Source organism: Kitasatospora sp. NPDC003701, assembly GCF_053587085.1.
In genome coordinates, this window is sequence record NZ_JBSFNM010000013.1 from 159,331 (window position 1) to 186,028 (window position 26,698).

A 26,698-nucleotide genomic window follows, 5' to 3' on the forward strand; every position below is an offset into this window, starting at 1 on the left:
GTGCCGGTGCTACGGCACGACCCGGCCGGTCACCTCGCCGAAGCCGACCACGGCGCCGTCGCGGCCCGGGGCGGTGGCGGTGATGACGACCTCGTCGCCGTCCTCCAGGAAGGTGCGGGTGGTGCCGTCCGGGAGCTTGAGCGGCTGCTCGCCGTTCCAGGTCAGCTCGATCAGGGCGCCCCGGGTCTGCGGCTCGGGGCCGCTGACGGTGCCCGAGGCGAAGAGGTCGCCGGTGCGCAGGGAGGCGCCGTTGGCGGTCAGGTGGGCGAGCTGCTGCGCGGCCGTCCAGTACATCGAGGCGAACGGCGGGCGGGAGACCGGGTGTCCGTTCAGCCGGACCTCCAGCGCGAGGTCCAGGCCCCAGGGCTCGCCGCCCCGGTCGTCCAGGTAGGGCAGCGGCTCGACGTCCCGGGCCGGCGGGGTGACCCGGGCGTGCTCCAGGGCGTCCAGCGGCACGATCCACGGCGAGACGGAGGTGCTGAAGGACTTGCCCAGGAACGGGCCGAGCGGCACGTACTCCCAGGCCTGGATGTCCCGCGCGGACCAGTCGTTGACCAGGCAGACGCCGAACACGTGCTCGCGGAAGCCGTCCAGCGTGACGGGCGTGCCCTGCGCGGACGGCGTGCCGACCACGAAGCCGACCTCCGCCTCGATGTCCAGCCGGCGGGTCGGGCCGAAGGAGGGCGCCGGGTCGGCCGGGGCCTTGCGCTGCCCGTGCGGGCGGACCACCTCGGTGCCCGAGACCACCACCGTGCCGGCCCGGCCGTGGTAACCGATCGGCAGGTGCTTCCAGTTGGGGGTGAGCGGCTCCGAGCCGGGCCGGAAGATCCGGCCCAGGTTGGTGGCGTGGTGCTCGGAGGCGTAGAAGTCGACGTAGTCGGCGACCTCGAACGGCAGGTGCAGCGCCACCTCGGCCAGCGGCAGCAGCAGCGGCGAGAGCGCCTCCCGGTACGACTCGTCGGTGAGCCAGCGCGTCAGAGAGGCGCGCACCTCGGTCCAGACCGGACGGCCCGCGCCCAGCAGCGGGTTGAGGCTCTCGGCGTCCAGTAGGACGGACGGCGCCCCGGCGGCGCGCGCGGCGGCCCCGGCGTCGAGGACGAACTCCCCGACGCGTACGCCGATCCGCCGCCGGCCCGGCCGGTCGGCGGCGGTGAAGACGCCGTACGGCAGGTTGTGCACGCCGAACGGCGAGTCCTGGGCGCTGGCGAGCCAGCTGCGGGGGGTGCTCAACGGTCCTCCTGGGGCGTGGGACTGGTCGACAGCAGGCCGAGCCCGGCCAGGTCGTCCAGGGGCTCGGCGATGCTGCAGGTGCCGAACGCGGTGAACGAGTTCCTGATCACCGTAACCTGATGGCCGGTCAGCTCACCGATCGCCTTGGCCAGCACGGCGCCGGAGCGCTCGGCCAGCACCTCGGCGGCGGCCGACCGGTCGGTCTCCAGCGCGGCCAGCAGCACGTTCAGGAAGCCGTGGTGCTCGAAACCGGTGACCGGATCGGTGTGCCGCACGGCGTGGTGCAGCCCGGCGGTGCACTTGTACGGCAGGCCGCGCTGCGCGCAGCCGGTGAGGAAGCCGGCCAGCTCCTCCTCGCCGGGGAAGGCGTCGGCCACCAGCCCGCCGGTGCGGAACTTCGCCCGGTACGGGCTGTCGACCAGCACGTCCAGGGCCTCGCCCAGGGCGTCGCCGCGCAGCAGCTCGCGCGGCAGCTCGACGGCGGCCGGGACGTCCGGCGGCAGCAGCAGGTCGAGGGCGGCGACCGCCTCGGCCGCGTCCCGGGCGGCCAGCTCGACGCCGGCCACCTCGAACGGCGCCGCGGCCGCGAGGGCCGGGCCGAGCTCCGCACTGCCCCCCGGCAGTACGAGCCCGACCCGCAGCGGCCCGGGGTGGCGGGCCCGGTCCTGCGCGGCCGCCAACTCGCCCAGCCGGCCCGCCCCGCACAGCAGCGGTCCGACCGCGGCGGCGTACCACGCCAGCCGGTGCGCCCGGTGGGCCGGCACCGCCTCGGCGAGCGGCAGGTTCCCGGGCGGGAACACGGCCGCGTCGTCGAACAGGCCCTGGAACAGCTCGGGGATCGCGCTCACCGCGCCGGCCCCCGGCCCGCCCAGGTCCACGCGTAGTTGCCGTCCTCGCTCGCCCGGCCGCCCTCGCCCAGCTCCAGCGGGCGGAAGGTGTCCACCATCACCGCGAGCTCGTCGAAGAACTCCGCGCCGATGCTGCGCTCGTACGCCCCGGGCTGCGGGCCGTGGGTGTGGCCGCCCGGGTGCAGCGAGATCGAACCCTGGGCGATGCCCGAGCCCTTGCGGGCCGCGTAGTCGCCGCCGCAGTAGAACATGACCTCGTCGCTGTCCACGTTGGAGTGGTAGTAGGGGACGGGGATCGAGAGCGGGTGGTAGTCCACCTTGCGGGGCACGAAGTTGCAGATCACGAAGCCGTTGCCCTCGAACACCTGGTGCGCGGGCGGCGGCTGGTGGATCCGGCCGGTGATCGGCTCGTAGTCCCGGATGTTGAGGACGTAGGGGTACAGGCAGCCGTCCCAGCCGACCACGTCGAACGGGTGGTGCGGCACGGTGTACCGGGTGCCCGCGACGCCGTTCGGGCCGCGGTGCTTGACCAGCACGTCGACGTCCCCGCCGTCGACGAGCAGCGGGCCGGCCGGGCCGCGCAGGTCCCGCTCGCAGTACGGCGCGTGCTCCAGCAGCTGGCCGTACTTGGAGAGGTAGCGCTTCACCGGGGAGATGTGGCTGTTCGCCTCGATGCAGTAGGCGCGCAGCGGTGCGTCACCGGTGGGCACCCAGCGGTGCGTGGTCGCCCGGGGGATGACCACGTAGTCGCCCTCGCCGACCTCCAGCGTGCCGAAGACCGTCTCCACCGTGCCGGTGCCGGACTCCACGTACACGCACTCGTCACCGAGCCCGTTGCGGTACAGCTCGCTGGGGGCCCCGGCGGCGACGTACGAGATCCGCACGTCGCCGTTGCCGAGGACGAGCCGGCGGCTGCCCACCACGTCGGCGGACTTCCACTCCTGGCCCGCGAACAGCTCGTGCAGCTTGAGGTGCCGGGGGAGCAGGGGGTGGTTGGGCACCGTCGACTGGTCCGGCAGCTCCCACGGCACGGCGTCCACGACGGCCGAGGGGATGCCCCGGTGGTAGAGCAGCGAGGAGTCCGAGGAGAACCCCTCCTCGCCCATCAACTCCTCGTAGTACAGCCCGCCTTCGGGGGTGCGGTGCTGGGTGTGCCGCTTGGGCGGGATGCTGCCCAGCTGCCGGTAGTACGCCATCGTCCTGCTCCTCCTGGCCCGTTCGCCGACTGGCCGGTTCGCCGCTCGTGCTCCGATCGGGTGCTGATCAGAGGTTGCCGCGGCGGTCCTGCTCGCGCTCCAGGGATTCGAAGAGCGCCTTGAAGTTGCCCTTCCCGAAGCCGAGCGAGCCATGCCGCTCGATGAACTCGAAGAACACCGTCGGCCGGTCGCCCTGCGGCTTGGTGAAGATCTGCAGCAGGTAGCCGTCCTCGTCGCGGTCGACCAGGATGCCGCGCTTCTTCAGCTCCTCGACCTCGACCCGGACCTTGCCGATCCGGGCGCGCAGCTCCGGGTCGTCGTAGTACGAGTCGGGGGTGGAGAGGAACTCCACGCCGTTGGCGCGCAGGATGTCGACGGTGGAGAGGATGTCGTTGGTGGCGAGCGCCAGGTGCTGGCAGCCCGGGCCGCCGTAGAACTCCAGGTACTCGTCGATCTGCGACTTCTTCTTGGCGATGGCCGGCTCGTTGAGCGGGAACTTCACCCGGTGGTTGCCGCTGGCCACGACCTTGGACATCAGCGCCGAGTACTCGGTGGCGATGTCGTCGCCGACGAACTCGGCCATGTTCACGAAGCCCATGACGCGGTTGTAGAACCCGACCCACTCGTCCATCCGGCCGAGCTCGACGTTGCCGACCGCGTGGTCCAGCGCCTGGAACAGCCGCTTCGGGTGCCCGGCGGTGCGGGCCACCCGGGTCTCGGCCGCCACGAAGCCCGGCAGGTAGGGGCCGTGGTAGCGGGAGCGGTCGATCAGGGTGTGCCGGGTCTCGCCGTAGGTGGCGATGGCGGCGCGGCGCACGGTGCCGTTCTCGTCGGAGACGTCGTTCGGCTCCTCCAGCACGGTGGCGCCCTGGGCGCGGGCGTGCGCGATGCACTTGTCGACGTCCGGCACCTCCAGGGCCAGGTCGACGACGCCGTCGCCGTGCCGGCGGTGGTGGTCCAGCAGCGGGCTGTCCGGGGCGACGCCGCCCTTGATCACGAAGCGGCAGGAGCCGGAGCGCAGCACGAAGGCCTTGCGGTCGCGGCGGCCGGTCTCCGGGCCGGAGTAGGCGACCAGCTCCATGCCGAAGACGGCCTGGTAGAAGTGGGCCGTCTGGGTGGCGTTGCCGACCACGAACACGATGGCGTCCTGCGCGGTGACAGGGAACGGGTCCGTGGCGGGGTCGTGCTCGACGAGGCCGACGAGGCGGCGGAGCTGCTCGGCGTCGAGACCGGCCTCGCGTTCCTCGGGGGTCAGCTCAAGGGCCTGGGACTGCGGGGTCATCGGTCGTTCCTCCACATTGAGGCCTCGGCATTGAGGCATCCGCTTGAGGCGGCCACGCCGCTGGGTGGGCGGTGCGGCTGAGCGGAGAGCTTGCTCCTGTCGGAGTGGTTGGGCAACAGGTCGGGATTTCACTGTTCAATGTGTACAAGCTGATCAGGAAATGGCGGGTTCCGCTGCACAAAATGCATGGCTTTCCGGGGTGGTTCGCGAGAGGTCTGTACGGCGGGGCCGGGTCGGTTCCCGTCGGGTCCGGTACCGCCGGGCCGGTTTTCCGTCGGGCCGGTGGCCGCCGGGGCGCGGACGCGGCAGGTCAGGGGGCGGGGGGCGAGCCGGGCGGCAGGTACCGCAGGAACCAGTCCCGGGCCAGCTCGGCGACCCGGTCCAGGGTGCCCGGCTCCTCGAAGAGGTGGCCCGCGTGCGGCACCACCGCCAGTTCACTCTCGCAGCGCAGCCGGGCCCGCGCCTGCCGGTTCAGATCGATCACCCGGCCGTCCAGGCCGCCGACGATCAGCAGGGTCGGCGCGCGGACCTCGGCGAGCCGCTCGGGGTCGGTCAGATCGGGCCGCCCGCCCCGGGAGACCACGGCGCGCACGCCCTCGCCCAGTCGGGCGGCCGTCCAGAGCGCGGCGGCCGCGCCGGTGCTGGCGCCGAACAGCCCGAGCGGGAGGTCCCGCCCCCGGGCCTGCGGCAGCCCGGGCAGGAGCCGGGCCACGGCGGTCAGCCGGGCCCCGAGCAGGTCGACGTCGAAGACGTTCCGCCGGTCCGGTTCCTCGCCCTCCGTGAGCAGGTCGAACAGCAGGGTGGCCAGGCCCGCCCGGTTGAGGGACGCGGCCACCCGGCGGTTGCGCGGGCTGCGCCGCCCGCTCCCGCTGCCGTGGGCGAACACCACCACGCCCGCCGCGTCGGCGGGAACGGTCAGCCGGCCCGCCAGCCGGACGCCGCCGACCGGCAGGCTCAGCTCGTGGTCCACGCCGGAGGGGTCCGGCGCGGCGGCGGTGTGGGTGCGGGAGAGGTGGCGCAGCACCTCCTCGTCACCCGTCTGGCTGAAGTCGCCGTAGAACTCGCCGATCGCGAAGAACGGCGACGGCGTGCCGACGCAGACCAGCTCGTCGGCGACCCCGGCCAGGCGGTCGGTCCAGTCGTCGGGCGCCACCGGAACGGCCAGCACGACCCTGGCCGCCCCCCGGGCCCGGACGATCCGGCAGGCCGCCCGGGCCGTGGAGCCGGTGGCGATGCCGTCGTCCACCACGACCACGGTGCGTCCGCGCAGATCGGCGGGCGGGCGTCCGCCCCGGTAGCGCCGGGCGCGGCGCTCCAGCTCCGCGCGCTCGCGCAGCTCGACCTCGGCCAGCTGCCCGGGCGTGACGCCGGCCAGCCGGATCACCTCGTCGTTGAGCACCCGGACGCCGTCCTCGCCGATCGCGCCCATGCCCAGCTCGGGCTGCCGGGGCACGCCGAGCTTGCGGATCACGCAGATGTCCAGCGGGGCGCCGAGCGCGGCCGCGACCTCGGCGGCCACCGGGACCCCGCCGCGCGGGAGGGCGACGACGACGGTGCCGGGGCCGCGCAGGTGGCCGAGCAGCGCGGCCAGCCGGCGGCCCGCGTCGGTGCGGTCGGTGAAGTGGGTTCCGGTGACGTGCATGGCGCGGCCTCCGCGTTCCACGGTACGTCGGCGGGCGGGGCGCGGGGCCGGCCCGCGGTGGTGCCGGACGGCCCCGCGCAGGGGCGGGACGGGGCCGGGACGGGGACGGGGCCGGTCACCCGTGCGTCCGGGACACCGGGTACCGGAGCGTGGGAACGGACCGGCCCGTGAACCGGCCGCCCGCCCGCGAAGGAGTCGCCCCGTGTCCTCCCTCCACCCGCACCGCCCGCGCGCCGCGTCCGCCGCCGCTCCTGCCGTCGACGGGTGTGCCCGTACCCGGGGCGACGACCACGCCCTCCTGGACCCGCGCGCCGGCGGCGGGGCAGCCGGCCGCACGGTGGCCGCCGCGCCACCGCCACCCGCCCGGCACCCCGTCCGCCTGGAGCCCGGGGTGCTGGACCCGGCCAACCCCGCCCTGGCCCTCGCCGGCGGCCCGCCCGGGCACCGGCTGGTGGTGGTCGAGGCGCGGGTGCACGAGCTGTACGGCCCCCGGCTGCGCCACTACCTGGCCGCCCGGGGCGTCGGGCACGAGACGCTGGTCCTGCCCGCGCGCGAGCAGGTGAAGACCATGGACGCGGTGTTCCGGGTCGCGGACCGGATGGAAGCCTCCGGCATCCCGCGACAGGGCGGGCCCGTCATCGCGATCGGCGGCGGCGTGCTCACCGACGTGGTCGGCCTCGCCTGCAGCCTCTACCGACGTTCCACCCCGTTCGTCCGGGTGCCCACCACACTGATCGGCATGGTCGGCGCGGGCGTCGGCGACTGTGCCGGCATCGCCCACGGCCGGCACCGGACCCAACTCGGCGGCTACCACCCGGCCGTCGACACCCTGCTCGACCCGGCCTTCCTCGCCACCCTGGACCGGCGGCACCTGGGCAACGGGCTCGCCGAGGTCCTCAAGGTCGCGCTGGTCGAGGACGCGCGGCTGTTCGAGCTGCTGGAGCGGCACGGCCGGGACCTGCTGGACGAGCGCTTCCAGAGCCGGGTCACCGGTGCCGCCGTCCTCGGGCGGGCCGTGCGGGGCATCCACCGGGAGCCGCCGCCCGACCTCCGGGACGGCCCGGAGCGGCCGGCGGACTTCGGCCACTCGTTCAGCCCGATCGTCGAGCGGCGGGCGCTGCCCGAACTGCTGCACGGCGAGGCGGTCTGCGTCGACATGGCGCTCAGCACGGTGGTCGCCCGGCGGCGCGAACTGCTCGGACCGCGGTCGTGCGAGCGGGTCCTCCGGCTGCTGCGCCGGCTCGAACTGCCCCTCTGGCACCCGCTGGTGGAGCCGTTCACGCTCGGGGAGGCGCTCGCCGACAGCGCCCGGCGCCGCGACGGTCGGCCGCGGCTGCCGCTGCCGGCCGGGATCGGCGCCGCGGTGTTCGTCGATGATCTGACGGTCCGTGAACTGGCCGACGCCGCTGCCTGGTTGCGCGCCAGGTCGGCCACCGGGCGGGTGTACGAGGTCCGTCCGTAGCGCGATCCGCGGCCGTTCCGGTCCCGCTCCCGTCCCGCTCCTTGTCCCAACCTGTCCCGTTCTGCGCCCCGCCCTGTCCCGTCCTGTCCCGCCCTGTCCCGTCCTGCGCCCCGCCCGGGCCGGGACGGGCAGGGCGGCTCAGGTGCCCGGGGCGTCGGGCGGCCCATCGTCGAGGTCGGAGAAGGAGCGGGAGGTGGACGGCGATGGGCGGCAACACCGAATTCGACCGCCGGATCCAGGCCGGACCGGCGAACTTCCCCCTGGCGGTGCGCCGGGGCGAGGACTCCTGGGCGGAACTCGCCGAGCGGACGGCCGCGTTCGGCGCCGATCGCTTCCTGCTGGTGGCCGACGGTGCGGCACCCGCCGACCAGCTCGCCCGCGTGCGCGCGATGGCCGCCGCGTACGCGCCGTGCACCGTGCTCGACCTGCGCTCCGCCCCGCCGCCCGCCGGTCCGCGGGCCGACCGCCCGCCGTCCGAGCGACCGGCCGCCGAGGGCCGGCGCACCGGCCGCCGGACCGTCGTGATCGCCCTCGGCGGGGAGCAGGCCTGCGCCGTCGCGGCCGACCTGCGGGTACCGACCACCCTGGCGGCCGCCGTCGGGCCCGCACTCACCCTGCGGCGACCGCCCCCGGACGCCCGCGCGCTGCCCGCCCGGACGGCACCGGCGCTGGTCTGGGTCCGCAGCGACCTGCTGGCCGACCGGCCCGTCCCGGAGACCCGGGCCGGCATGATCGACGTGATCCGCCACGTCCTCGCCGTCTGCCCGGCGCAGTACCAGGCGCTCGCCGGCTCCGTCGACCCCGAGGCCCGCTACTCCGCGGGCGCCGTCGCCGCCTTCCTCGCCGTCTGCGCGGACGCCCGGGCCGCGCTGGTCTGCTTCGACCCGTTCGAGACCGGCCCGGCGCTCGCCCTGGGGTACGGGCGGAGCCTCGCCGCGCTGGTGCGGAGCCTGGCCGGCCGCCCGCTCGCCCCCGGCGACGCCGAGGCCCTGGGGCTGCTGCTCGCCGCCCGCATCGCCGTCCGGCTCGGCCTGCTGGACGCGGCCGGAGCCTGGGCGCACCGCGAACTGCTGGCCCGCAACGGCTCGGTGACCGCACTGCCCGGCGCCCCGGACGGGGCGGCCTTCGCCGACGCCGTCGCCGCGGCCCGCGCCCCCGGGCCGGGCGTGCTGCTGCTCGCCGGCCTCGGCCGCCCGTACTGCGTGCGCGGCCGGCTGCTCACCCCGGTCGGCGCCCCGCTGCTGCGGGACGCCGCCGAGAGCCTGGGCCCGGTCGCCGTCCCGCACGGCCGCGTCCCGGAGCCCCAGCCCGCGACCGGGTGAGCCCCGGACCGGGCTCGGGCGCGGTGCGGGAGCAGGACGGGACACGGTCACCGTGCGACCGGGACGGCGGGCGCCGGACCGTGTAGGGGCAGGCGGACCGGACCGGACCGCCGCCGACCAGAAGGAGTCACCGTCATGACGGGCACCGTCATCACCGACCTCCGCCGACGCGGCGCCGTCGACCCCAGCCGCGTGCTGACCGGGCCGCTGCGCGCGGTCGGCCTGCGGTGGCTCGAACCGGGCCGCTGCACCGAGGTCGCCGCCGAGGGCGTCGAGCACGCCCTCTACGTCACCGCCGGTTCGGGCACGGCCACCGGCCCGGAGGCCGAGGGGCAGGAGGTGCCCGACGCCGGGATCCCGCTGGTCGAGGGCACCGCGCTGACGCTGCCGCTCGGCGCCCGGACGGTCCTCACCGCCGGCACGGCCGGGCTGGAGTTCTTCCAGGCCGTCCTCGCCGTGGCAGCGCGCCCCGCCGGTTCCGCACCGGCCGGCCCGCCCGCCGACCGGCAGCGCACCGAGGGCCCCGCCGGGCCCCGGCCCGACACCCGCCAGGACACGGCGGGCCCCGGGCAGCCCGAGGAGCCCCGGCGCACCGAGGACCCCGAGGACCCCGCGAACACCAGGAACTCCGAGACCTCCGAGAACTCCGAGAACCCCGAACGTCCGAAAGGAGGCGAGTCACGGTGATCGTCACCACCGCCGCAGGCTCCGCCGCCGTCATCCTCGGCCCGAACGGCGAACGGATCCGCCTGCGCTGCCTGGCCCGGCGGTCCATGCTCGCCAGCGCCTGCGAGTCCTTCGACCACCTGCGGCTGAGCCCCGGCGCCCACCACGCGCTGCCGGGGCGGTCCGAGGCCGAGATCGTCCTCCATGTGCTGCGCGGCTCCCTCCTCGTGGGGCGGGCCGCCGGTGAACCGGACCACCTGGCGGTCGACGGAGACCTCCTGCTGGCCCGCCGGGGCAGCCCGCTCCACCTGGAGGCCGGGCCGCTGGGCGCCGAGCTGCTCTGCCTCACCCTCGCCGTACCCCGCCGCGCCACCGCCGGCCGCGAGGCGCCGGCCCGGCCTCGCGCCGAACGACGCACCCGCCCCTGAACCGCCCCTGACCCGTCCCGGCCCCGCTGCCCGGTGAAGCACCGCCGGGCAGCGGGGCCGTGGCGGCGCCGCCCTCGCCCGCTCCGTTCCCGGCCCCGGCCCCCGCCCGGCCCGGCGGTGGGACCGGAACGGGACGGCGGGCCCATGCGCCCGGGGCGGGGGCCCGCGCAGGGTGGAGGCAGAGCGGTCGATCGCTCGAACCGCTCGGAAGACGAAGAATCTGGAGCACCACCCATGGCAACGAACACGGCAACGAAGACGCTCTGCGTCGCGTCCGTACTCGTCGGCTTCGCCGCGGCGACCGTCGTGTGCAGGAACGCCGTCGTCGGCGCGGTGGCCACGCCCGGCCCGGCGCCCGAGGTCGGCGGTACGACGAAGAGGTGCAAGCCCGGTGAGCGGGACTGCAAGCGCTGAACCTGCGGTCCGCCCGCCCCCGTCCCGTCCCCGTCCCCCGAACCCCGACCCCCGTCGCCGCCCCCGGTGCTCCCGGCACCGGGGGCGGCGGCCGTGCTGGTGGTGCACCGCGCCGGGCCCGCCCCTCGCCGGGCGCCTCACACCGCGCCGGGCCCGCCGCTCGACGGGAAGCGGGGGAGCACCGCCCTGACCCGCGTCCCGTGCTCCAGCGGGAGCGGTCCGATCGTGCAGCTGCCGCCGATCTCCGCCGCCCGGTCGGCCATCGACCGGATCCCGACCCCGTCCCCCGCGCCGCCGGTGGGCGCTCGCGTGTCGTCGCCGTCGTCCGCCCGCCGGTAGCCGACCCCGTCGTCCTGCACGGTCAGCGTCAGCGTCTCGTCGTCCACCCGGACCACCACCTCGGCGCGCCCGGCCCGGGCGTGGCGCAGGACGTTGTTCAGCGCCTCGGCGGTGATCCGGTAGACCGCCACCTCGACGGCGGCCGGCAGGGCGGGCAGCGGGTCCGGGGTCAGCGTGGCGGTGACGGCGAGGCCGGCACCGCTGAAGGTGAGGGCGAGCTGCTGGACGGCCCGTGCCAGCCCGAACTCGCCGAGCGGGGCGGGCCCGAGCCGGTCGGTGATCCGCCGGACCTCCTTGATCGCCATCGCGAGGTCCCCCGAGACCCCGACCAGCGCCTGCGCCACGTCCGCACCGGCGCCCGCCGTGTCCCCGGGCCGGGCCGGACCCGTGCCCCCGGTGTCCCGCCCGTCCGCGGTCCTCGCCGCCCCCGACGCGGCCGCCGACGCGGCGTTGTCCACCCGCAGCCGCAGCCCCGCCAGCGCGGGGCCCAGGCCGTCGTGGATGTCCCGGCGCAGCCACCGCCGCTCCTCCTCCCGCGCCGCGACGATCTGCTCCCGGCTCGCCTGGAGGTCCTCCTGCAACTGCAGCGAGGCGACGGCGGGCGAGACCTGGTCGGCCAGCGAGCGCAGGATGTCGATGTCGCCGGCATCCAGCCGCTCCTCGCCCTCGCGCAGCCCGACCGTCAACTCCCCGATCGTCGTGCCGCGGTGGACCAGGGCGAAGGCCCGGCCGGGACCGTCCGTGCGGCCCACGGCGGCCAGCGGGCGCGGTCCGGCCCGGGTGGCGACGCCCAGGGCGACCCAGGGCAGCCGCAACTCCTCCGCGACGGTGCCGCACAGCACGGCCGGCAGCCGTTCCGGGTCCACCACCTGCCGGACCCGCCCGGCCAGGGTGCGCAGGACCTGGTAGGGCTGTGCGCGGTCGCCGTAGTAGAGCCGGTCGACCAGCCCGACCGTCCACCGGGCGGCCCGGGGCAGGGCGGCGCCGAGCCCGAACACCAGGGCGATCAGCGTCAGCCCGGCCGCGCCCCGGCCCGGGACCAGCCAGCCGGAGAGCACGGCGGCCGACACCACGAACAGCGTGGTCAGCCCGGTGGCCAGGAGCAGCCCGGTCAGGACCGACCGGGCCGCCCGGTCGAGCCGCCAGCCGCCGTCCCGGATCACCAGGTGGGCGACGGCGACCGCCCAGACCGCACCGGCGGCGGTGAACAGCGAGTAGCTGAGCCAGTAGTCGTCCTGGTAGCTGCGGGCGTAGTAGTCCTGCAGGCCGGCCCAGAGCAGGTACGCGCCCAGCATGCCCGCCACGTGCGCCCGGTGGGCGGGGTGCCGGGGCCGCGGTGTGCCGCCGCCGTCCCGCTCGGGGCGGGGCGAGGGGCGGAGCAGCCGGGCCAGCAGGACGGCGGCCGCGATGCCGACCAGCAGGTAGTTCACCGGGTCGTAGAGGCCGTCCAGGTGGTCCGCGATCGACCCGAGGAGGCGGGCGGGCCCGCCGTCGGCGAGCGGGTCGGGCCGGCCGTAGGCGGTCGGGTGGCTCAGGAAGGACATGCCGTCCGGGATCTCCCAGAGCGCGACGGCGCCGATGTAGAGCCACCACCGGCGGTCGGTGAGCCGCCCGTACGGGAGCCAGAGCGGCAGCACGTAGAACAGCGTCTGGCTGATCGTGTCGCAGACCGACCGCAGCACCGCGACCGCCCCGACGACGCCCGGGTCGGAGACCTCCACCCAGACGGGTGCCCCGGCGGCGCTGGGCAGCATCGAGGTCAGGGCGTAGGCCAGCATCACCCAGCCGAGCGGGCTGCCCGGGCGGTGGGCGTGCAGCAGCATCCCGGCGGCGGCGGTGGGCAGCGCGTAGACCAGGATGGCGAGTTGGTCCCGGGGGCGGTCCACGCCGGGCGAACCGAGGTGGACGAGGACGTAGCAGGTCCAGAGGGTGGCGACGGCCAGGCAGAGGGCCGTGCAGATCGCGGCGCCGGTGAGCTGCCGCTGGGCGGGCGTCCGGCGGGGGACGGGCCGGGCGGGCGTCCGGGGCCGGGGTGGGATCACCGTGATCATGGCACCGCCTCGAAAACGGGCTGGGGGAGTGGTCCGTCGACAGCCGCTCGCCGGGCACCGGTCCAGTCTCGGCCGCCCGCCGTCCCGGGCGCATGGGGCAGCGGTCTCGTCCTTCGCGCGTCCGGCCACCGCGGGGGCGCGGCGACCCGAGCATGTCACGGAAAGTCACCATGGCATCGCTGGTAGTGTCGGCCAGGTGGACCAACAGCACCCCGTCGTACCGCCCACTCCGCAGCCGGACGACCGGCCCCGGGCCGCGCCTCCGGGCGCGGACGGCCCCTCCGGCGCCTCGGGCGGTCCGGACACCGCGCGCCCCGCGGACGCTGCGGACCTCCCGCGGGTCGCGGACGCCCCGGACGCCTCCGGCGTCGCGGACGGGGAGCGGGAGGCCTCCCCGGTCCGCGTGCTGATCGTCGACGACCATCCGCTGTTCCGCGAGGGCCTGCGGGCCGCGCTGGAGAGCGCCGAGGGGATCGCCGTGGTGGCCGAGGCGGAACGGGTCGGCGAGGTGTCGGCCGCCGTCGCCCGGAGCCGCCCGGACGTGGTCGTGATGGACCTCTCCCTGCCGGACGGCTCCGGGCTGGAGGCCGCCCGCCGGCTCTCCGAGCAGCAGCCGTCCCCGCCGGTGCTGATGCTGACCATGGCCGACGACGACGGCAGCCTGCTCGCCGCGCTCCAGGCGGGTGCCCGCGGCTACCTGGTCAAGGGCGCCGGTCGGGAGGAGGTGCTGCACGCGGTGCGGACGGTCGCGGCCGGCGGGGCCGTGTTCGGCGCGGACGTGGCGGGCCGGATCACCGCCCTGCTGGCGGGGGCCCGGCTGCGCGAGGCGGGCCAGCTGTTCCCCGCGCTCACCGCGCGCGAGGCGGAGGTGCTCGACCTGGTGGCGCGCGGGCTGGACAACCGGCGGATCGCCCGGGAGCTGGTGGTGGCGGAGAAGACGGTCCGCAACCACGTGACGCACATCTTCGAGAAGCTGCACGTCGCGACCCGTGCCGAAGCGGTGGCCCGGGCGCGGGACATGGGCCTCGGCGACAGCTGAGGCGGCCGGCGCCGCCCCGCCCCGGCCCGCCGTGCGGGCGGCCGCGGCCCGGGCCGGCGCGGCGGGTCGGGGCAGGGAGCGGACCGCCGGCCCGCGCGCCCGGGACGCCAGGAAGCCGAGGATGCGGGGGAGGAGGCCCACATGAGCGAACCGGTCCCGGCCACCACCACCCGGCAGGCCGGCCTGACCCGGGCGTACTGGGTCTGTGCCGGGACGCTGCTCTGCGGCCTCGGCTGGGTGCTGCTGGCCCTGATCCACCAGGACGCCCCGTGGGCCGAGGCGTTCCTCCTGCACGACGGCGAGACGGTGCTGCTCGGCTTCGGCTTCGCGCTCTCCGGGTTGCTCGTCCTCGCCCACCGCGCCGGGCCCGACGCCTCCCCACCGGACCTCACCGGCCCCGCTCGCCCCGCTCGCCGCTCCGGCCCCGCCGGCCCCACCGGCCCTACCGGCCTGGACGGCCTGGACGGCCGGGACGGCCGCGCCCGCCCCGGCGCCCGTCTCCGCCTGCGTGCCGGTCCCGGTCCCGGCCCCGGTCCGGCCCGCGCCGCCGGTCCCCCCGGGCTGGGCCTCGGGCTGGCCCTGCTGGCCGCCGGGTTCGGCGGCTGCCTCTCCCGCTTCGTGCTGTTCGCCTCCGCCGCGGCCGGTGCCGGCCCGGTGGCGGAGGCCGTCGGCGCGGCCCTGCTGCTCGCCTCCGTCACCCTGTTCGTCTTCCTGGCCGTCGCCCTGCCGCTCTGGCTCCCCGGCGGCCGGCTGCCCGGCGGCCTCGCGGGCCGGGGCTTCGTGGTCGCGGTGGCGCTCTGGAGCGCCTGCCACGCGTGCGTGGTCCGGCTCGGGGTGCCGCTGCCGTACTTCGGTGACGTCCTGGTGCCGCAGGGGGAGGGACTGCCGCTGGACGAGTGGCGGGTCACGCTGGTCTCCTGGGCGCTCGTCGCGATCAGCCTGACGGTGGCCGCGGTGCGCTGGCACCGCTCGGACCGCCCGAACCGCACGGTCGCGGCGGTGCTCGTCCCCTATCTGATCTGGCTGGTCACCACCAATATCGCGCTCAGGCTGGGGAGTTCGGAGAGCATCGCGGCGGTCGCCTACTTCACCGGCTCGGCCCTGTGGATGCTCGGCGCGGTCGGCTACGCCTTCACCCGGGACCGCTCGCGCTACCTGGACCGTGCCACCCGCCGGATGCTCAGCGTCCTCGCCCTCACCGCCGTGCTGATCGCCGGCTACCTCGGCATCGCGCTGCTGCTGCGCCGCGCGCTGCCCCAGGCCAGCACCGCCGGCGCCGAGCTCCTCGCGGCGGGGGCGCTCGCCATCGGCGGGCTGCTCGGTCCGACCACCCGCTGGGTGGTCCGCGCCGTCGACCGGTTCTACTACGGCGACCGGGCCAGGCCGTACCAGGTGGTGCGCGCGCTCGCCGAACGGCTCAGCCGGGCCGTCAGCCCCGCCGATGCGCCGCCGCTGCTCTGCGACACCGTGGTCGACGCCCTCGGCCTGCCCGGCGCGAGGGTGGTCCTGCACACCAGCAGCGGTCCGCACGAACTCGCCTCGGTCGGCGTCATCGGCCCCAACAGCCAGGTGTTCCCGCTCAGTTACGAGGGCACCGTGATCGGCGACCTCTATGCGCCGCCGCGCGCCGGGCAGCCCGTGCTGGACGCCCAGGACCACGAGGTGCTGCGCTTCCTCGCCGACCAGGCCGCGCCCGCCATCGCCTCGCTGCGGATGTACGAGGAAGTCCAGTCGGGGCGGCGGCAGATCGTGCTGGCCCGGGAGGAGGAGCGGCGCCGGCTGCGGCACGACCTGCACGACGGGCTCGGACCGACCCTGTCGGGGCTGCGGCTGGGCATCGACACCGCGCGGGCCGCCGTCCCCGAGGACTCCCCGGCCGCCCGCTCGCTGCGCGCGGTGTCGGCCGGGATCGGCCAGGCGATCGTCGAACTGCGCCGGATCACCGAGGGGTTGGCGCCCGCCGCACTGGCCGGGGAGGGGCTGGCGCAGGCCCTGCGGCGACTGGTCGCCGGGCTGGACGGGGAGCGTGTCCGGCTGAGCCTGGAGCTGGACCCGGACCCGCCGCCGGCGCTGCCGGCCGCCGTCGAGGTGGCGGTGCTGCGGATCGGCGGCGAGGCGCTGAACAACGTCCTGCGCCATTCGGGCGCCACCGAGGCCCGGTTGACGCTGCGGGTCCGCCCGCACGAGGTGGTGGTCGAGGCCCGGGACGACGGCCGGGGCTTCCCGGAGTTCTCCGGCGACGGCAGCGGCAGCGGTGGCGGTGACGGCGACGGCCCTGGCGGCAGCGGCGGCCGTGGCGCCGGCCGCGGCCGGACCGGCGTCGACCGGACCGGCGTCGACCGGACCGGCTCGGGGCTCGGGCTGCGCTCGATGGCCGAGCGCGCCGAGGAGTTGGGCGGCGGCTTCACGGCGGTGAACCACCCGGGCGGCGCCCTCGTCCGGGCGGTGCTGCCCCGTATGCCGGTCGTGTCCGAAGCGGTGGCTCCGACCACGGACGGAGCCGACCGCCCCCGGCGGGCCCCTTGACGGAAGCCGGGGTTGGCCCAATCATCATGGTCGCGTCAACTTCGCGGCTGTGCCCCCGCTGTCACCGCATTCCGACCGGGCTGTCCCGGTCGTCCCCGCTCCCGGCCGGACCCCAACCCGGCCGCCCCTTCGACCCGACGGCCAACCGCGAGGCTGTGCGCTTCCGTTCTGCCCCACCAGAATCTGGAGCCTCCATTGACCGAGCGCGCCTCGCGGCGATCCCGCCTGCGCCGATCCGCCCTGTCGACCGGGGCGGTCGTCACACTCGCCGCCGCCCTGTTCGCCCCGGCCGCCGTCGCGGCCCCCACCACCCCGGTGGCGCCCGCGGCCCCCCGGGCCACCGTCGCCGCCCCCGACATCCCGGTCGCCAACGTCAAGGCGCACCTGGCCCAGCTGCAGTCGATAGCCACCGCCAACGGCGGCAACCGCGCCCACGGCCGCGCCGGCTACAAGGCGTCGATCGACTACGTGAAGGGCAAGTTGGACGCGGCGGGCTTCACCACCGCGCTGAAGACCTTCACCTACAACGGTGCGACCGGCTACAACCTCATCGCCGACTGGCCGGGCGGCGACACCTCGCACGTCGTGATGGCCGGCGCCCACCTGGACTCCGTCACCGGCGGGCCGGGGATCAACGACAACGGCTCCGGCTCGGCCGGCATCCTGGAGACCGCGCTGGCCGTCTCCCGGGCCGGGCTCCAGCCCACCAAGCACCTGCGGTTCGGCTGGTGGGGCGCCGAGGAGTACGGCATGGTCGGCTCCAAGAACTACGTCAACAGCCTTCCCGCCGCCGAGCGTTCGAAGATCGAGACGTATCTGAACTTCGACATGATCGGCTCCCCCAACCCGGGGTACTTCACCTACCGCTACGACACCGCGCTGGACGCGCTGTTCCGCGACTACTTCGCGGGCATCGGCATCAGCACCGAGCAGGACTTCGAGGGCGACGGCCGCTCCGACCACGCCCCGTTCCAGGACGCCGGCATCCGGGTCGGCGGCCTGTTCAGCGGCGCCGACTACACCAAGACCAGTGCCCAGGCGGCCAAGTGGGGCGGTACGGCGGGCCAGGCGTTCGACCGCTGCTACCACTCCTCGTGCGACACCAGCGCCAACATCAACGACACCGCGCTGGACCGGATGAGCGACGCCATCGCCTACGCGATCTGGACGCTCTCGGCCGGCACCACCACGCCGCCCACCGGCACCGTCTTCGAGACCACCGCCGACGTGCAGATCCCGGACTACGGCGCGGCGGTGACCTCCGACCTCGCCGTCACCGGCCGGACCGGCAACGCGCCCGCCGCCCTCCAGGTCGCGGTGGACATCAAGCACACCTACCGCGGCGACCTGGTGATCGACCTGGTCGCGCCGAACGGCACCGCCTTCCGGCTGAAGAACTCCAGCGGCAGCGACTCCGCGCCCAACGTGCAGGCCACCTACACCGTCAACGCCTCCGCGGTACCCGCCAACGGCACCTGGAAGCTCAAGGTCCAGGACGTGGGACAGCAGGACACCGGCTACGTCGACAGCTGGAAGCTCACCTTCTGACCCGGGCGGGCGAAGGACGTGCGAAGGGGGTGCCGGCCGCCGCCGGCACCCCCCGCTCCGTGTGTCCGGGCCGCTACGGACGCATCTCGTACGCGCCCGACAGCTCCTCGACCATGCCCCACACCTTCGCGGCCCGCTCGCCGTCCGCGACCGGGCGGCGGACGTTGGCCAGCGCCCACGCGGCCTGCGCCTCGGTGGTCGAGGCCTTCCCGTGCAGCTCGGTGGCGTGCTTCGAGAAGTCCCGCACCAGCGCGTCGAAGACCTGGTCCAGCAGGTCCGCGTCCAGCCCGGTCAGCTCGGCCTGCTCCAGCACCAGCTGGCCGTAGACGATGAGCGCGAAGAGCTGGCCGATCTCCAGCAGGAAGTCCAGGTCGGCCTGCTGCTCCTCGCTCGGCGCGTCGGTCAGCAGCAGGGTGCAGAACCCGTCGGCCTGCTCGCGGAACCGGGCCACGTTCGGCAGGTGCGCGAACGCGTCGTACGCGGCGCGCCAGTCGTGGAAGCGGATCGCGCCGAGGCCGCGGGCCGGGCCCTGGCGGAACAGGAACTCGTCGTCGGCCGCGTCCAGCCGGGTCGGCACCGGCGCGTACTCGGCCGGGTTGAACAGGTAGTTGCCCATGAACTTGAGGATCAGCGCCAGGTTGACGTGGACGGTGCCCTCCAGCTTCGGCAGGCCGCGGATGTCCTTCGCCGCCTTGTCGAAGTAGGTGTCCGCCTCGAAGCCCTTGGCCGCGATGACGTCCCACATCAGGTCGATGACCTTCTCGCCCTCGGTGGTGACCTTCATCTTGGTCATCGGGTTGAAGAGCAGGTAGCGCCGGTCCTCGGGCGAGGCGCTGCGGAAGTAGTCCACCGCGCGGTCGGAGAACAGCTTCATCGCCACCAGGCGGGCGTACGCGTCGGTCAACTCGCGCCGCACGTGCGGGAAGTCGGTGACGTGCTTGCCGTACAGCACCCGGTTGCGGGCGTGCGTGACGGCCTCGTACATCGCGTGCTCGCAGATGCCGACCGAGGCCGTGCAGAGGTTGAACTTGCCGACGTTGACGGTGTTCAGCGCGGCGTCGAAGGCGGCCTTGCCGGTGTGCAGCACGTCCTCGGCGCGCACCGGGTAGTCCTCGAGGCGGAACTCGCTGACGTACATCTGGGCGTTCACGACGTTCTTGACCAGGTGGTACGCCTCGTGCCGGCTGTCGGCGGCGAAGAAGACGTAGGCCTCCGGGCCCTCGACGTCCGAGCGGCGGCCGAACACCGAGACCAGACCGGCGACGTTGCCGTTGCCGATGTAGTACTTGGAGCCGGTGGCGGTGAAGCCGCCCTCGCCGTCCGGGGTGAGGATCATGTCGGTGGAGTAGATGTCGGCGCCGTGGCTGCGCTCGGAGAGCCCGAACGCCATCACGTGACCGTCCGTCAGGAGCTTGGCAGCGCGGGCCCGGACGGCCTCGTTCTCGCTCTGCCAGACCGGCCCCAGGCCGAGGACGGTGACCTGCCAGGTGTACCAGTAGCCCAGCCCGTAGAAGCCGAGGATCTCGTTCAGCTCGGCGATCCGGGCGGTGTCCCAGCGCTTGTCCGGGTCGGCCGAGGAGGGCGTCAGGAACTCCGCGAACAGGCCTTCCTTCGCGGCGAATTCGAGGAAGTCGGCGTACCAGGTGCGGTCGATGTAGGTGTCGATCAGCGCCTTCTTGCCGCGGGACTCGAACCAGTCCACGGTCGCGCGCAGCAGTCGGCGGGTCGGCTCGTCGAACTGCGCGGGGTCGTACGTACGCGGGTTGAAGAGCATCACGGGCTCCCGGGGGTCGAGGGTGGCGATCGGGTGGGGCGTGGGGTTCTCGGCCGGTCGGCGGAGCCGGGGGTCAGGTCCCGGTCCGGCCGTCGGCGAGGCGGTGCAGGGTGGCGAGCACGTCGTCCAGCCAGGCGAGGGTCATCCGCTCGTACTCGATGCCGCCGCGCAGCACCACGTGCTGCAACTGCTGCCGGGCGCCGAGGGCGGCCGGGTCGGGGAAGTCGCGCTGCTCGCCGTGCAGGTAGCGGGCGAGCAGGGCGGCATGGCTCTCGCGGTGCCGCTCGACCTCGGAGAGCAGGGCGGCGGGGTCGTCGAAGGCCGCCGCGCGGATCTTGACCGCCAGCTCGTGCCGGACGGTCTCCGGCTCGACCGGTTCGCGCAGCCAGCCCGCCAGCGCCGCCCGGCCGGGGTCGGCCGCGGAGTAGACCTTCTTGTCCGGCCGGCCGTCCTGGACGACCTCCTCGGCCGAGATCCAGCCGTCCGCCTCCATCCGCCGCAGCACCCGGTAGATCTGCTGGTGGGTGGCGGTCCAGAAGCGTCCGATGGAGCGGTCGAAACGCCGGGCCAGCTCGTAGCCGGAGCCGGGCTGCTCCAGCAGCGAGACGAGGATCGCGTGCTCCAGTGCCATGAGCGGAATCCTGCTATGCAACGAGTTGCATAGGCAAGGGCGCCCGGCGAGGGTGAGACGCAGCTCACCGTGGTGCGTGGAGCCGTCGGCGAGGGCGTCGACAGGGGTACGGCTGTGGGCGGAGCAGGGTAGCTTCCGAGAAGAAAAGGTGCAAAACGGCAGATCGGCGCCAAAATAGAACTTGGCTGGCACCTTCCATGTGCCGGACCTAGGAGGTGGTATCGGTGTCTACCCAGATTCCGATGGGCATGGAGCACCATCCGGACATCGTCGAACTTCGTGAGCACTACGAGCGGGTCACCCTGACCCCGCGGGCCCAGGCCGTCGAGGCCCTGGCCGTTCTGGCCGGTCTGTTCCTGGCGGCCTCGCCATGGATCGTCGGCTTCACCGCGTTCAGCACGCTGACCGTCACCTGCCTGATCGTCGGTCTCGCCTACTGCGTGCTGATGGCCGGGTACGGCTCGGCGTACGAGCGCACCCACGCACGGGCCTGGGCGGCGACCCTGCTCGGTGCCTGGACGATGGTCTCCCCCTGGGTGGTGTCCGGAGAGGTCAACCGCGGCAAGAACATCGTGACCTGCCTGATCGCGGGCGCCGTGATGTTCCTGCTGGGGCTCGCCGCGATCTCCATGGCCACCATGACGTCGAACGGCGCGTCCATGCGACGCGGCCGGGCCGGCCGGGCCAGGAGCTGACGCCGGACGGCAGCCCGGAGCCGGGGTGCGGAGCGGTGAGGCCGCCCTCCGCGCCCCGGCGCCGGTCGGGTGCGGGTCCGCGTCGCGCGTCCGTCGCGGGGGCGGCCGCGGAGGCCGCCGTAGCCGGCTGCGGGCGGGAGCCGGCTACGGCCGGGGGGTCTGTCGAGGAGGGGGCCCCGCCAGGGGCGGGTCGTCCTAGGGGTGGGTCATCCGCAGCACGTCGAGGGCCTCGTCCAGCTGCTCCCGGGTGAGCCTGCCCTGCTCCAGGTAGCCGCGCTCCAGCACCACCTGACGGATCGTCTTCCGCTCGGCGAGCGCCTGCTTGGCGACCTTGGCGGCCTCCTCGTAGCCGATGTACCGGTTCAGCGGGGTGACCACCGAGGGCGAGGACTCGGCGTACTCGCGGGCCCGCTCGACGTTGGCGGTGATGCCGTCGACCGTGCGGTCGGCGAGCAGCCGGGCGCTGTTGGCGAGCAGCCGGATCGACTCCAGCACATTGCGGGCGATCACCGGGAGCATCACGTTCAGCTCGAAGTTGCCGCTCGCGCCGGCCACCGTGACGGTGGCGTCGTTGCCGATCACCTGGGCCGAGACCATCAGCACCACCTCGGGCAGCACCGGGTTGACCTTGCCGGGCATGATCGACGAACCCGGCTGGAGGTCCGGCAGGTTGATCTCGCCGAGGCCGGTGCGCGGGCCGGAGCCCATCCACCGCAGATCGTTGGCGATCTTGGTGAAGCCGACCGCGACGGTGCGCAGCTGGCCGCTCAGCTCGACCAGGCCGTCCCGCGCGCCCTGTGCCTCGAAGTGGTCGCGGGCCTCGGTCAGCGGCAGGTCGGTGGCCCGGGCCACCTCCTCGATCACGGCGGCGGCGAACCCGGGCGGGGTGTTGATGCCCGTCCCCACCGCGGTGCCGCCGAGCGGCAGTTCGGCGACCCGGGGGAGCGTCGCCAGCAGCCGCTCCCGCCCGTGCCGGACCTGAGCCGCGTACCCGGCGAACTCCTGGCCGAGGGTGACGGGGGTGGCGTCCATCAGGTGCGTCCGGCCGGACTTCACCACCTGGGAGAACTCCGCCGCCTTCCGCTCCAGGGCCTCCGCCAGGTGCTCCAGGGCGGGGATCAGGTCGTGGGTGACGGCGGTGGTGGCCGCGATGTGGATCGAGGACGGGAATACGTCGTTGGAGGACTGGCTGGCGTTGACGTGGTCGTTGGGGTGGACCGGCCGGCCGAGCCGCTCGCCGGCCAGCGTCGCGATCACCTCGTTGGCGTTCATGTTGGACGAGGTGCCCGAGCCGGTCTGGAACACGTCCACCGGGAACTCGTCGTCCCAGCGCCCCAGGGCGACCTCCTCGGCGGCGGCCGCCACGGCCTGTGCCGTCTCCTCGTCCAGCACGCCGAGCCGGGCGTTCACCCGGGCCGCGGCGGCCTTGATCCGGGCCAGCGCCGCGATGTGGGCCCGCTCCAGCCGCTGGCCCGACACCGGGAAGTTCTCCACCGCCCGCTGCGTCTGCGCCTGCCACTTGGCGGCGGCCGGTACCCGGACCTCGCCCATCGAGTCGTGCTCGGTCCGGAACTCCTGCTCACCCATCGCGCGCTGCACCTCCTGGTCGGCCCCGGCCCGGGTCGGTGCCCCGGGCCGGGTGCGGTCTGCGGACACGACAGCCCCGCGCGGGCCCCCGGTATTTCCGCGCGGGGCGGGAGAACCGGGAGATCTTCACTCGAACGAGTGAAGATCATGATGTGCTCGCCCGATCGCGCCCGCCCGCTTCGTACGCTCGTGCACGCACCGGGGGAGACGATCACCGAGCAGGGGGCGGACATGGCGGCAGCACGGCGCGACGGGGACGGTCTGAGCAGGCGGGAGTTGCTCGGGGCCTCGGCGGCCCTCGGCACGGCCGCCTGGCTGCTGCGCGGCACGATCGGACCGGACAGCGCGCAGGCCGCCACCCCGGCCCCGCCGGGCCTGCCCGCCGGCACCGAGCTGTACCAGCGGGTCTACCAGAACTGGTCCGGCGAGGTCCGCACCGACCAGCTCTGGACCTGTGCCCCGCGCACGCCCGAGGAGGTCCCGCTGCTCGCCGACTGGGCGCACGCCCACGGCTGGCGGCTGCGGGCCCAGGGGTACCGGCACACCTGGGCACCGCTCACCGTCGCCGACGCCACCCCCGAGTCGGCGCGCGTCCTGCTGCTGGACACCACCCGCCACCTCACCGCCCTCGCCGCCGACTCGCCGACCACCGTCCGGGTGCAGACCGGCGCCACCATGGAGAGCCTGCTCGCCCACCTGGCCGACCGCGGCCTCGGCGTCGCCAACTGCCCCGCCCCCGGCGAGCTCACCGTCGGCGGCGTGCTCGCCATCGGCGGTCACGGCACCGCCGTCCCGGCCGCCGGCGAGATCCGCCCCGACGGCCACGGCTACGGCTCGGTCAGCAACCAGGTCACCCGGCTCACCGCCGTCGTCCACGACCCGGCCGCCGGCCGCTACGTCCTGCGCACCTTCGACCGCGCCGAGGCCGACAGCGCCGCGTTCCTGGTCCACCTCGGCCGGGCGTTCGTCACCGAGGTGGTGCTCCGGGCCGGCCCCGACGTGCCGCTGCGCTGCGTCAGCCGGCTGGACATCCCGGCCACCGAGCTCTTCGCCCGCCCGGGCACCTCGGGCGGCGTGCTCGGCCGCCCGCGCACCTTCGCCGACTTCGTCGACCGCGAGGGGCGCGCCGAGGCGATCTGGTTCGCCTGCACCGACCGCCCCTGGCTGAAGACCTGGAGCGTCGCCCCGCAGCGCCCGTTCGGCTCCCGCACCGTCGACGAGCCCTACAACTACCCCTTCTCCGACAGCATCCCGGAGCCGGTCGCCCGGCTGGCCGGCCAACTCGTCGCCGGAGCCTGGGGATCGGCCCCGCTCTTCGGCCAACTCCAGTACCTCATCGCCAAGGTGGCCCTCACCGGGGACATCACCGACGTGCTGCTCTCCGGCGGCCTGCTCCGTGAGCTGCTCTCCGGCGACCTGCTCACCCACCTGCTCGCCGGCGGCCTGCGCTCCGACCTCTGGGGCCCCTCCCGCACCCTGCTGCAGTACGTCCGCCCCACCACCCTGCGGGTCACCGCCAACGGCTACGCCGTGCTCGCCCGGCGCGCCGACCTCCAGTGGGTGGTCTCCGAGTTCGCCTCCCACTACCGGCAGTTGCTCGCCGAGTACCAGGCGCGCGGGGAGTTCCCGGTCAACGGCGCGGTGGAGATCCGGGTCACCGGCCTGGACGACCCGGCCTCCAGCGGCGTGCCCGGCGCGCGGCCGCCGCTGCTCTCCGCGCTGCGCCCGCGCCCCGACCGCCCCGAGTGGGACACCGCGGTCTGGCTCGACGTCCTCAGCCTCCCCGGCACCCCCGGCCTGCACCGCTTCGCCCGGGACCTCGAACAGTTCCTGCTGCGCACCTTCGACGGCACCCGGGCGGGTCTGCGCGTCGAGTGGTCCAAGGGCTGGGCGTACACCGCGGACGCCGCCTGGGCGGACCCGGACGTGCTCGGCCGGGTCGTCCCGGCCAGCCTGCGCGACGGCGGCGGCCCCGGCTGGGACGAGGCGATCGCCGTGCTGGACCGCCACGACCCGCACCGGGTCTTCGGAAACCCGTTCCTGGACGCGCTGTTGACGTCCTGACCGGGCGTCGCGCGGCGGGCCGGTCGCACCCGCCCGGCAGGGCCTACACGTGCTCCATCACCATGACCGCCACCGTGTCCGGGGCGAGGGCGCGGAAGACGTGCGGGGCGTCGCCCGGGTAGCTGACGTAGTCGCCCGGGTGGAGTTCGACCGGGTCCGCCGGCGGGCCGACCAGGGCGCGGCCGGAGCTGAGCACCACGTGCTCCACCGTGCCGGGCATGTGCGGGTCGGAGGCCCGCGGCTCGCCCGGCTGCGCCTCGATCCGGTAGACGTCGCGGCGGGCGTTCGGCGGGCAGGAGGCCAGCAGGGTGGCGGCGTAGTCGGCCCGCTCGGAGTGGGTGACCGGCCCCTCGCCGGCCCGGATCACCCGGACCACCGGCCGCGGCGGGTCGACCAGCCGGCTGAACGGCACGTCCAGCGCGACACCGAGGGCCCAGAGCGTCTCCACGCTCGGATTGCCCGCGCCCGACTCCAGCTGGGAGAGCGTGGACTTGGCGATCCCGGCCCGGCGGGCCAGCTCGGCCATGGAGAGGCCGGCGCGCTCGCGTTCGCGCCGGATCGACGCGGCGATCAGCCCGATCAGCTCCGAGCCGGCCGCGCCCGGGACGCCGCCCCGGTCGGCGTTGGCGCCGGGGCCGGCGCCGGTGTTCGCACTCATTCGCGTTCGCTCCACAGGTCCAGGCGTTCGCCTTGACGAACGACACCCATCGGGTTCACTCTACTGGACATGCGTTCGCTCCTCCGAACACTCGACCGTGCCACGTTGCGGGACATCGCCCTGGTCTGTGTCGCCGACGCCCTGGTCGGCGCCTCCTTCGGCGCCATCAGTGTCTCCGGCGGCCTGCCGCTCTGGCTGCCGATCGCCATGTCGGTGCTCGTCTTCGCCGGCGGCGCCCAGTTCGCGGCCGTCGGCGTCGTGCTCTCCGGCGGCGGCGCGCTCGCCGCCGTCGCCACCGGCCTGGTGCTCAACGCCCGACTGCTGCCCTTCGGCTTCACCGTCGCCGACGTGCTCGACGGCCCGCGCTGGCGGCGGCTGCTCGGCGCCCAGCTGATGACCGACGAGTCGGTCGCCTTCGCCCTGCTCCAGCCCGACCGGCGCCGGCGCCGGGCCGCGTTCTGGCTCTGCGGCGTGGCGCTGTTCGTGGTCTGGAACGCCGCCGTCGTGGTCGGCGCGGCGGCCGGCGGCCTCATCGGCGACACCGACGCGCTCGGCCTCGACGCCGCCTTCCCGGCCGTCCTGCTCGCCCTCGTCCTGCCCTCGCTCACCGACCGGCGCACCCGGGCCGCCGCCCTGGCCGGCGCCGTCGTCGCCGTCGCCGCCACCCCGTACCTGCCGGCCGGCCTGCCCGTCCTGCTCGCCCTCCTCGGCCTGCTGCTCGCCGGACGGGGGCCGGCCGCGGAGGTTCCCGCCGAGCGCGGCCCGGCCGTCGCGGAACCGGCCGGGCCGAGCCCCGCACCCGCCGCCGAGGGAGTCCACTGATGCCCCTGCTCGCCGTCCTCCTGCTGGCCGCCGGCACCTACGCGTTCCGGCTGGCCGGCCCGGCTCTCGGCCACCGCTTCACCCTCTCCGACCGGCTGCGCCACCTGCTCGCCGTGGCCGCCGCGGTGCTGCTCGTCGCGCTCGTCGCCACCGGCGCCCTCACCCAGGGCCACGGCTTCGCCGGCTGGGCCCGCCCGGCCGGCGTCCTGGTGGCCGGACTGCTCGCGCTGCGCCGCGCGCCGTTCCCGGTCGTGGTGGTGGCCGGGGCCGCGACCACCGCCGTCCTGCGGCTCTGCGGAGTCGCCTGAGGGCGGCCCCGGCCGGCCGACGGTCCGTCACGGGGTCGGCCGGGCCTGACCTCGAGCGGACTCCGGCTCCTGGCGTGAGCGGCATCGTCCGGGCCGGCCCACCGGAGGTCCCGCCCGCCATGACCGTTCACCCGCGCGACCACCCCGGGGCCCGGCTCGCCGCCCG

The 26,698-nt window shown here is 75.2% G+C and carries 22 protein-coding genes; 12 read left to right on the forward strand and 10 right to left on the reverse strand.

The window, feature by feature from the left end; all coding sequences use genetic code 11:
• Positions 1-9: 9 nt before the first annotated feature.
• The 5 genes from fahA to ACWDRR_RS15425 all read right to left on the reverse strand — a co-directional run bounded on the left by fahA (position 10) and on the right by ACWDRR_RS15425 (position 6,198).
• Complete coding sequence (gene fahA, locus ACWDRR_RS15405; RefSeq protein WP_449772671.1) at positions 10-1,230, reverse strand: fumarylacetoacetase; 1,221 nt, start codon at positions 1,228-1,230, stop codon at positions 10-12.
• Entirely contained in the window at positions 1,227-2,078 is an 852-nt protein-coding gene (locus ACWDRR_RS15410; RefSeq protein ID WP_449772672.1) for a hypothetical protein, read from the reverse strand. Before ACWDRR_RS15410 ends, fahA begins: the two co-directional genes overlap by 4 nt.
• On the reverse strand, positions 2,075-3,274 hold the full coding sequence (locus tag ACWDRR_RS15415) for a cupin domain-containing protein (RefSeq protein ID WP_449772673.1): 1,200 nt from the start codon (positions 3,272-3,274) through the stop codon (positions 2,075-2,077). Before ACWDRR_RS15415 ends, ACWDRR_RS15410 begins: the two co-directional genes overlap by 4 nt.
• 67 nt (positions 3,275-3,341) lie before the next feature.
• Positions 3,342-4,556: a 4-hydroxyphenylpyruvate dioxygenase gene (gene hppD, locus ACWDRR_RS15420; protein ID WP_449772674.1), complete on the reverse strand. Its 1,215-nt coding sequence runs from the start codon at positions 4,554-4,556 to the stop codon at positions 3,342-3,344.
• 310 nt (positions 4,557-4,866) lie between these two features.
• Positions 4,867-6,198, reverse strand: coding sequence for a phosphoribosyltransferase family protein (locus ACWDRR_RS15425; RefSeq protein WP_449772675.1), 1,332 nt, complete (start codon positions 6,196-6,198; stop codon positions 4,867-4,869).
• Positions 6,199-6,400: 202 nt separating this feature from the next.
• Here ACWDRR_RS15425 and ACWDRR_RS15430 point away from each other — a divergent pair, with 202 nt between their 5' ends.
• The 5 genes from ACWDRR_RS15430 to ACWDRR_RS15450 all read left to right on the forward strand — a co-directional run bounded on the left by ACWDRR_RS15430 (position 6,401) and on the right by ACWDRR_RS15450 (position 10,490).
• Entirely contained in the window at positions 6,401-7,660 is a 1,260-nt protein-coding gene (locus tag ACWDRR_RS15430) for a sedoheptulose 7-phosphate cyclase (RefSeq protein WP_449772676.1), read from the forward strand.
• Between the two features lie 203 nt (positions 7,661-7,863).
• On the forward strand, positions 7,864-8,982 hold the full coding sequence (locus ACWDRR_RS15435) for a 3-dehydroquinate synthase family protein (RefSeq protein WP_449772677.1): 1,119 nt from the start codon (positions 7,864-7,866) through the stop codon (positions 8,980-8,982).
• 135 nt (positions 8,983-9,117) lie between these two features.
• Entirely contained in the window at positions 9,118-9,669 is a 552-nt protein-coding gene (locus ACWDRR_RS15440; protein ID WP_449772678.1) for a hypothetical protein, read from the forward strand.
• The gene (locus ACWDRR_RS15445; RefSeq protein WP_449772679.1) at positions 9,666-10,076 is read left to right on the forward strand and encodes a hypothetical protein; all 411 of its coding nucleotides are present in this window, start codon (positions 9,666-9,668) and stop codon (positions 10,074-10,076) included. The genes ACWDRR_RS15440 and ACWDRR_RS15445 overlap by 4 nt, the downstream gene beginning before the upstream one ends.
• A 234-nt stretch (positions 10,077-10,310) precedes the next feature.
• The gene (locus ACWDRR_RS15450; protein WP_449772680.1) at positions 10,311-10,490 is read left to right on the forward strand and encodes a hypothetical protein; all 180 of its coding nucleotides are present in this window, start codon (positions 10,311-10,313) and stop codon (positions 10,488-10,490) included.
• A gap of 137 nt (positions 10,491-10,627) precedes the next feature.
• On the opposite strand, the gene ACWDRR_RS15455 is transcribed toward ACWDRR_RS15450, so the two are convergent.
• Positions 10,628-12,880 carry an ATP-binding protein gene (locus ACWDRR_RS15455; RefSeq protein WP_449772681.1) on the reverse strand — a complete coding sequence of 751 codons (2,253 nt, stop codon included), beginning with the start codon at positions 12,878-12,880 and terminating at the stop codon, positions 10,628-10,630.
• A gap of 403 nt (positions 12,881-13,283) precedes the next feature.
• Between ACWDRR_RS15455 and ACWDRR_RS15460 the strand changes: the two genes are divergently transcribed.
• The 3 genes from ACWDRR_RS15460 (at position 13,284) to ACWDRR_RS15470 (ending at position 17,993) form a co-directional block, all read left to right on the forward strand.
• Positions 13,284-13,919: a response regulator gene (locus tag ACWDRR_RS15460; RefSeq protein ID WP_449772701.1), complete on the forward strand. Its 636-nt coding sequence runs from the start codon at positions 13,284-13,286 to the stop codon at positions 13,917-13,919.
• A gap of 141 nt (positions 13,920-14,060) precedes the next feature.
• Complete coding sequence (locus ACWDRR_RS15465) at positions 14,061-16,445, forward strand: sensor histidine kinase (RefSeq protein WP_449772682.1); 2,385 nt, start codon at positions 14,061-14,063, stop codon at positions 16,443-16,445.
• Positions 16,446-16,721: 276 nt separating this feature from the next.
• Positions 16,722-17,993, forward strand: a complete 1,272-nt coding sequence (locus ACWDRR_RS15470; protein WP_449772702.1) for a M28 family metallopeptidase — start codon at positions 16,722-16,724, stop codon at positions 17,991-17,993.
• 73 nt (positions 17,994-18,066) lie between these two features.
• Here ACWDRR_RS15470 and ACWDRR_RS15475 read toward each other — a convergent pair whose 3' ends face one another.
• Together ACWDRR_RS15475 and ACWDRR_RS15480 are read right to left on the reverse strand one after the other, a co-directional pair.
• Complete coding sequence (locus ACWDRR_RS15475) at positions 18,067-19,767, reverse strand: acyl-CoA dehydrogenase family protein (RefSeq protein ID WP_449772683.1); 1,701 nt, start codon at positions 19,765-19,767, stop codon at positions 18,067-18,069.
• 73 nt (positions 19,768-19,840) lie between these two features.
• Positions 19,841-20,398 carry a PadR family transcriptional regulator gene (locus ACWDRR_RS15480; protein WP_449772684.1) on the reverse strand — a complete coding sequence of 186 codons (558 nt, stop codon included), beginning with the start codon at positions 20,396-20,398 and terminating at the stop codon, positions 19,841-19,843.
• Between the two features lie 224 nt (positions 20,399-20,622).
• Between ACWDRR_RS15480 and ACWDRR_RS15485 the strand changes: the two genes are divergently transcribed.
• Positions 20,623-21,093: an SPW repeat protein gene (locus ACWDRR_RS15485; protein ID WP_449772685.1), complete on the forward strand. Its 471-nt coding sequence runs from the start codon at positions 20,623-20,625 to the stop codon at positions 21,091-21,093.
• 195 nt (positions 21,094-21,288) lie between these two features.
• Here the strand turns inward: ACWDRR_RS15485 and ACWDRR_RS15490 are convergent, their stop codons facing one another.
• Positions 21,289-22,680: a class II fumarate hydratase gene (locus ACWDRR_RS15490; RefSeq protein ID WP_449772703.1), complete on the reverse strand. Its 1,392-nt coding sequence runs from the start codon at positions 22,678-22,680 to the stop codon at positions 21,289-21,291.
• A 231-nt stretch (positions 22,681-22,911) separates the two neighbouring features.
• Between ACWDRR_RS15490 and ACWDRR_RS15495 the strand changes: the two genes are divergently transcribed.
• A complete protein-coding gene (locus tag ACWDRR_RS15495; RefSeq protein WP_449772704.1) occupies positions 22,912-24,744 on the forward strand; it encodes a cholesterol oxidase substrate-binding domain-containing protein in 1,833 nt (610 codons plus the stop codon).
• Between the two features lie 43 nt (positions 24,745-24,787).
• Here the strand turns inward: ACWDRR_RS15495 and ACWDRR_RS15500 are convergent, their stop codons facing one another.
• Positions 24,788-25,402, reverse strand: coding sequence for a helix-turn-helix domain-containing protein (locus ACWDRR_RS15500; RefSeq protein ID WP_449772686.1), 615 nt, complete (start codon positions 25,400-25,402; stop codon positions 24,788-24,790).
• Positions 25,403-25,471: 69 nt separating this feature from the next.
• Between ACWDRR_RS15500 and ACWDRR_RS15505 the strand changes: the two genes are divergently transcribed.
• Positions 25,472-26,224 (forward strand): AzlC family ABC transporter permease, encoded by a 753-nt coding sequence (locus ACWDRR_RS15505; RefSeq protein WP_449772687.1) that lies wholly within the window; start codon positions 25,472-25,474, stop codon positions 26,222-26,224.
• On the forward strand, positions 26,224-26,532 hold the full coding sequence (locus ACWDRR_RS15510) for an AzlD domain-containing protein (RefSeq protein ID WP_360631035.1): 309 nt from the start codon (positions 26,224-26,226) through the stop codon (positions 26,530-26,532). The genes ACWDRR_RS15505 and ACWDRR_RS15510 overlap by 1 nt, the downstream gene beginning before the upstream one ends.
• Positions 26,533-26,698 lie beyond the last annotated feature (166 nt).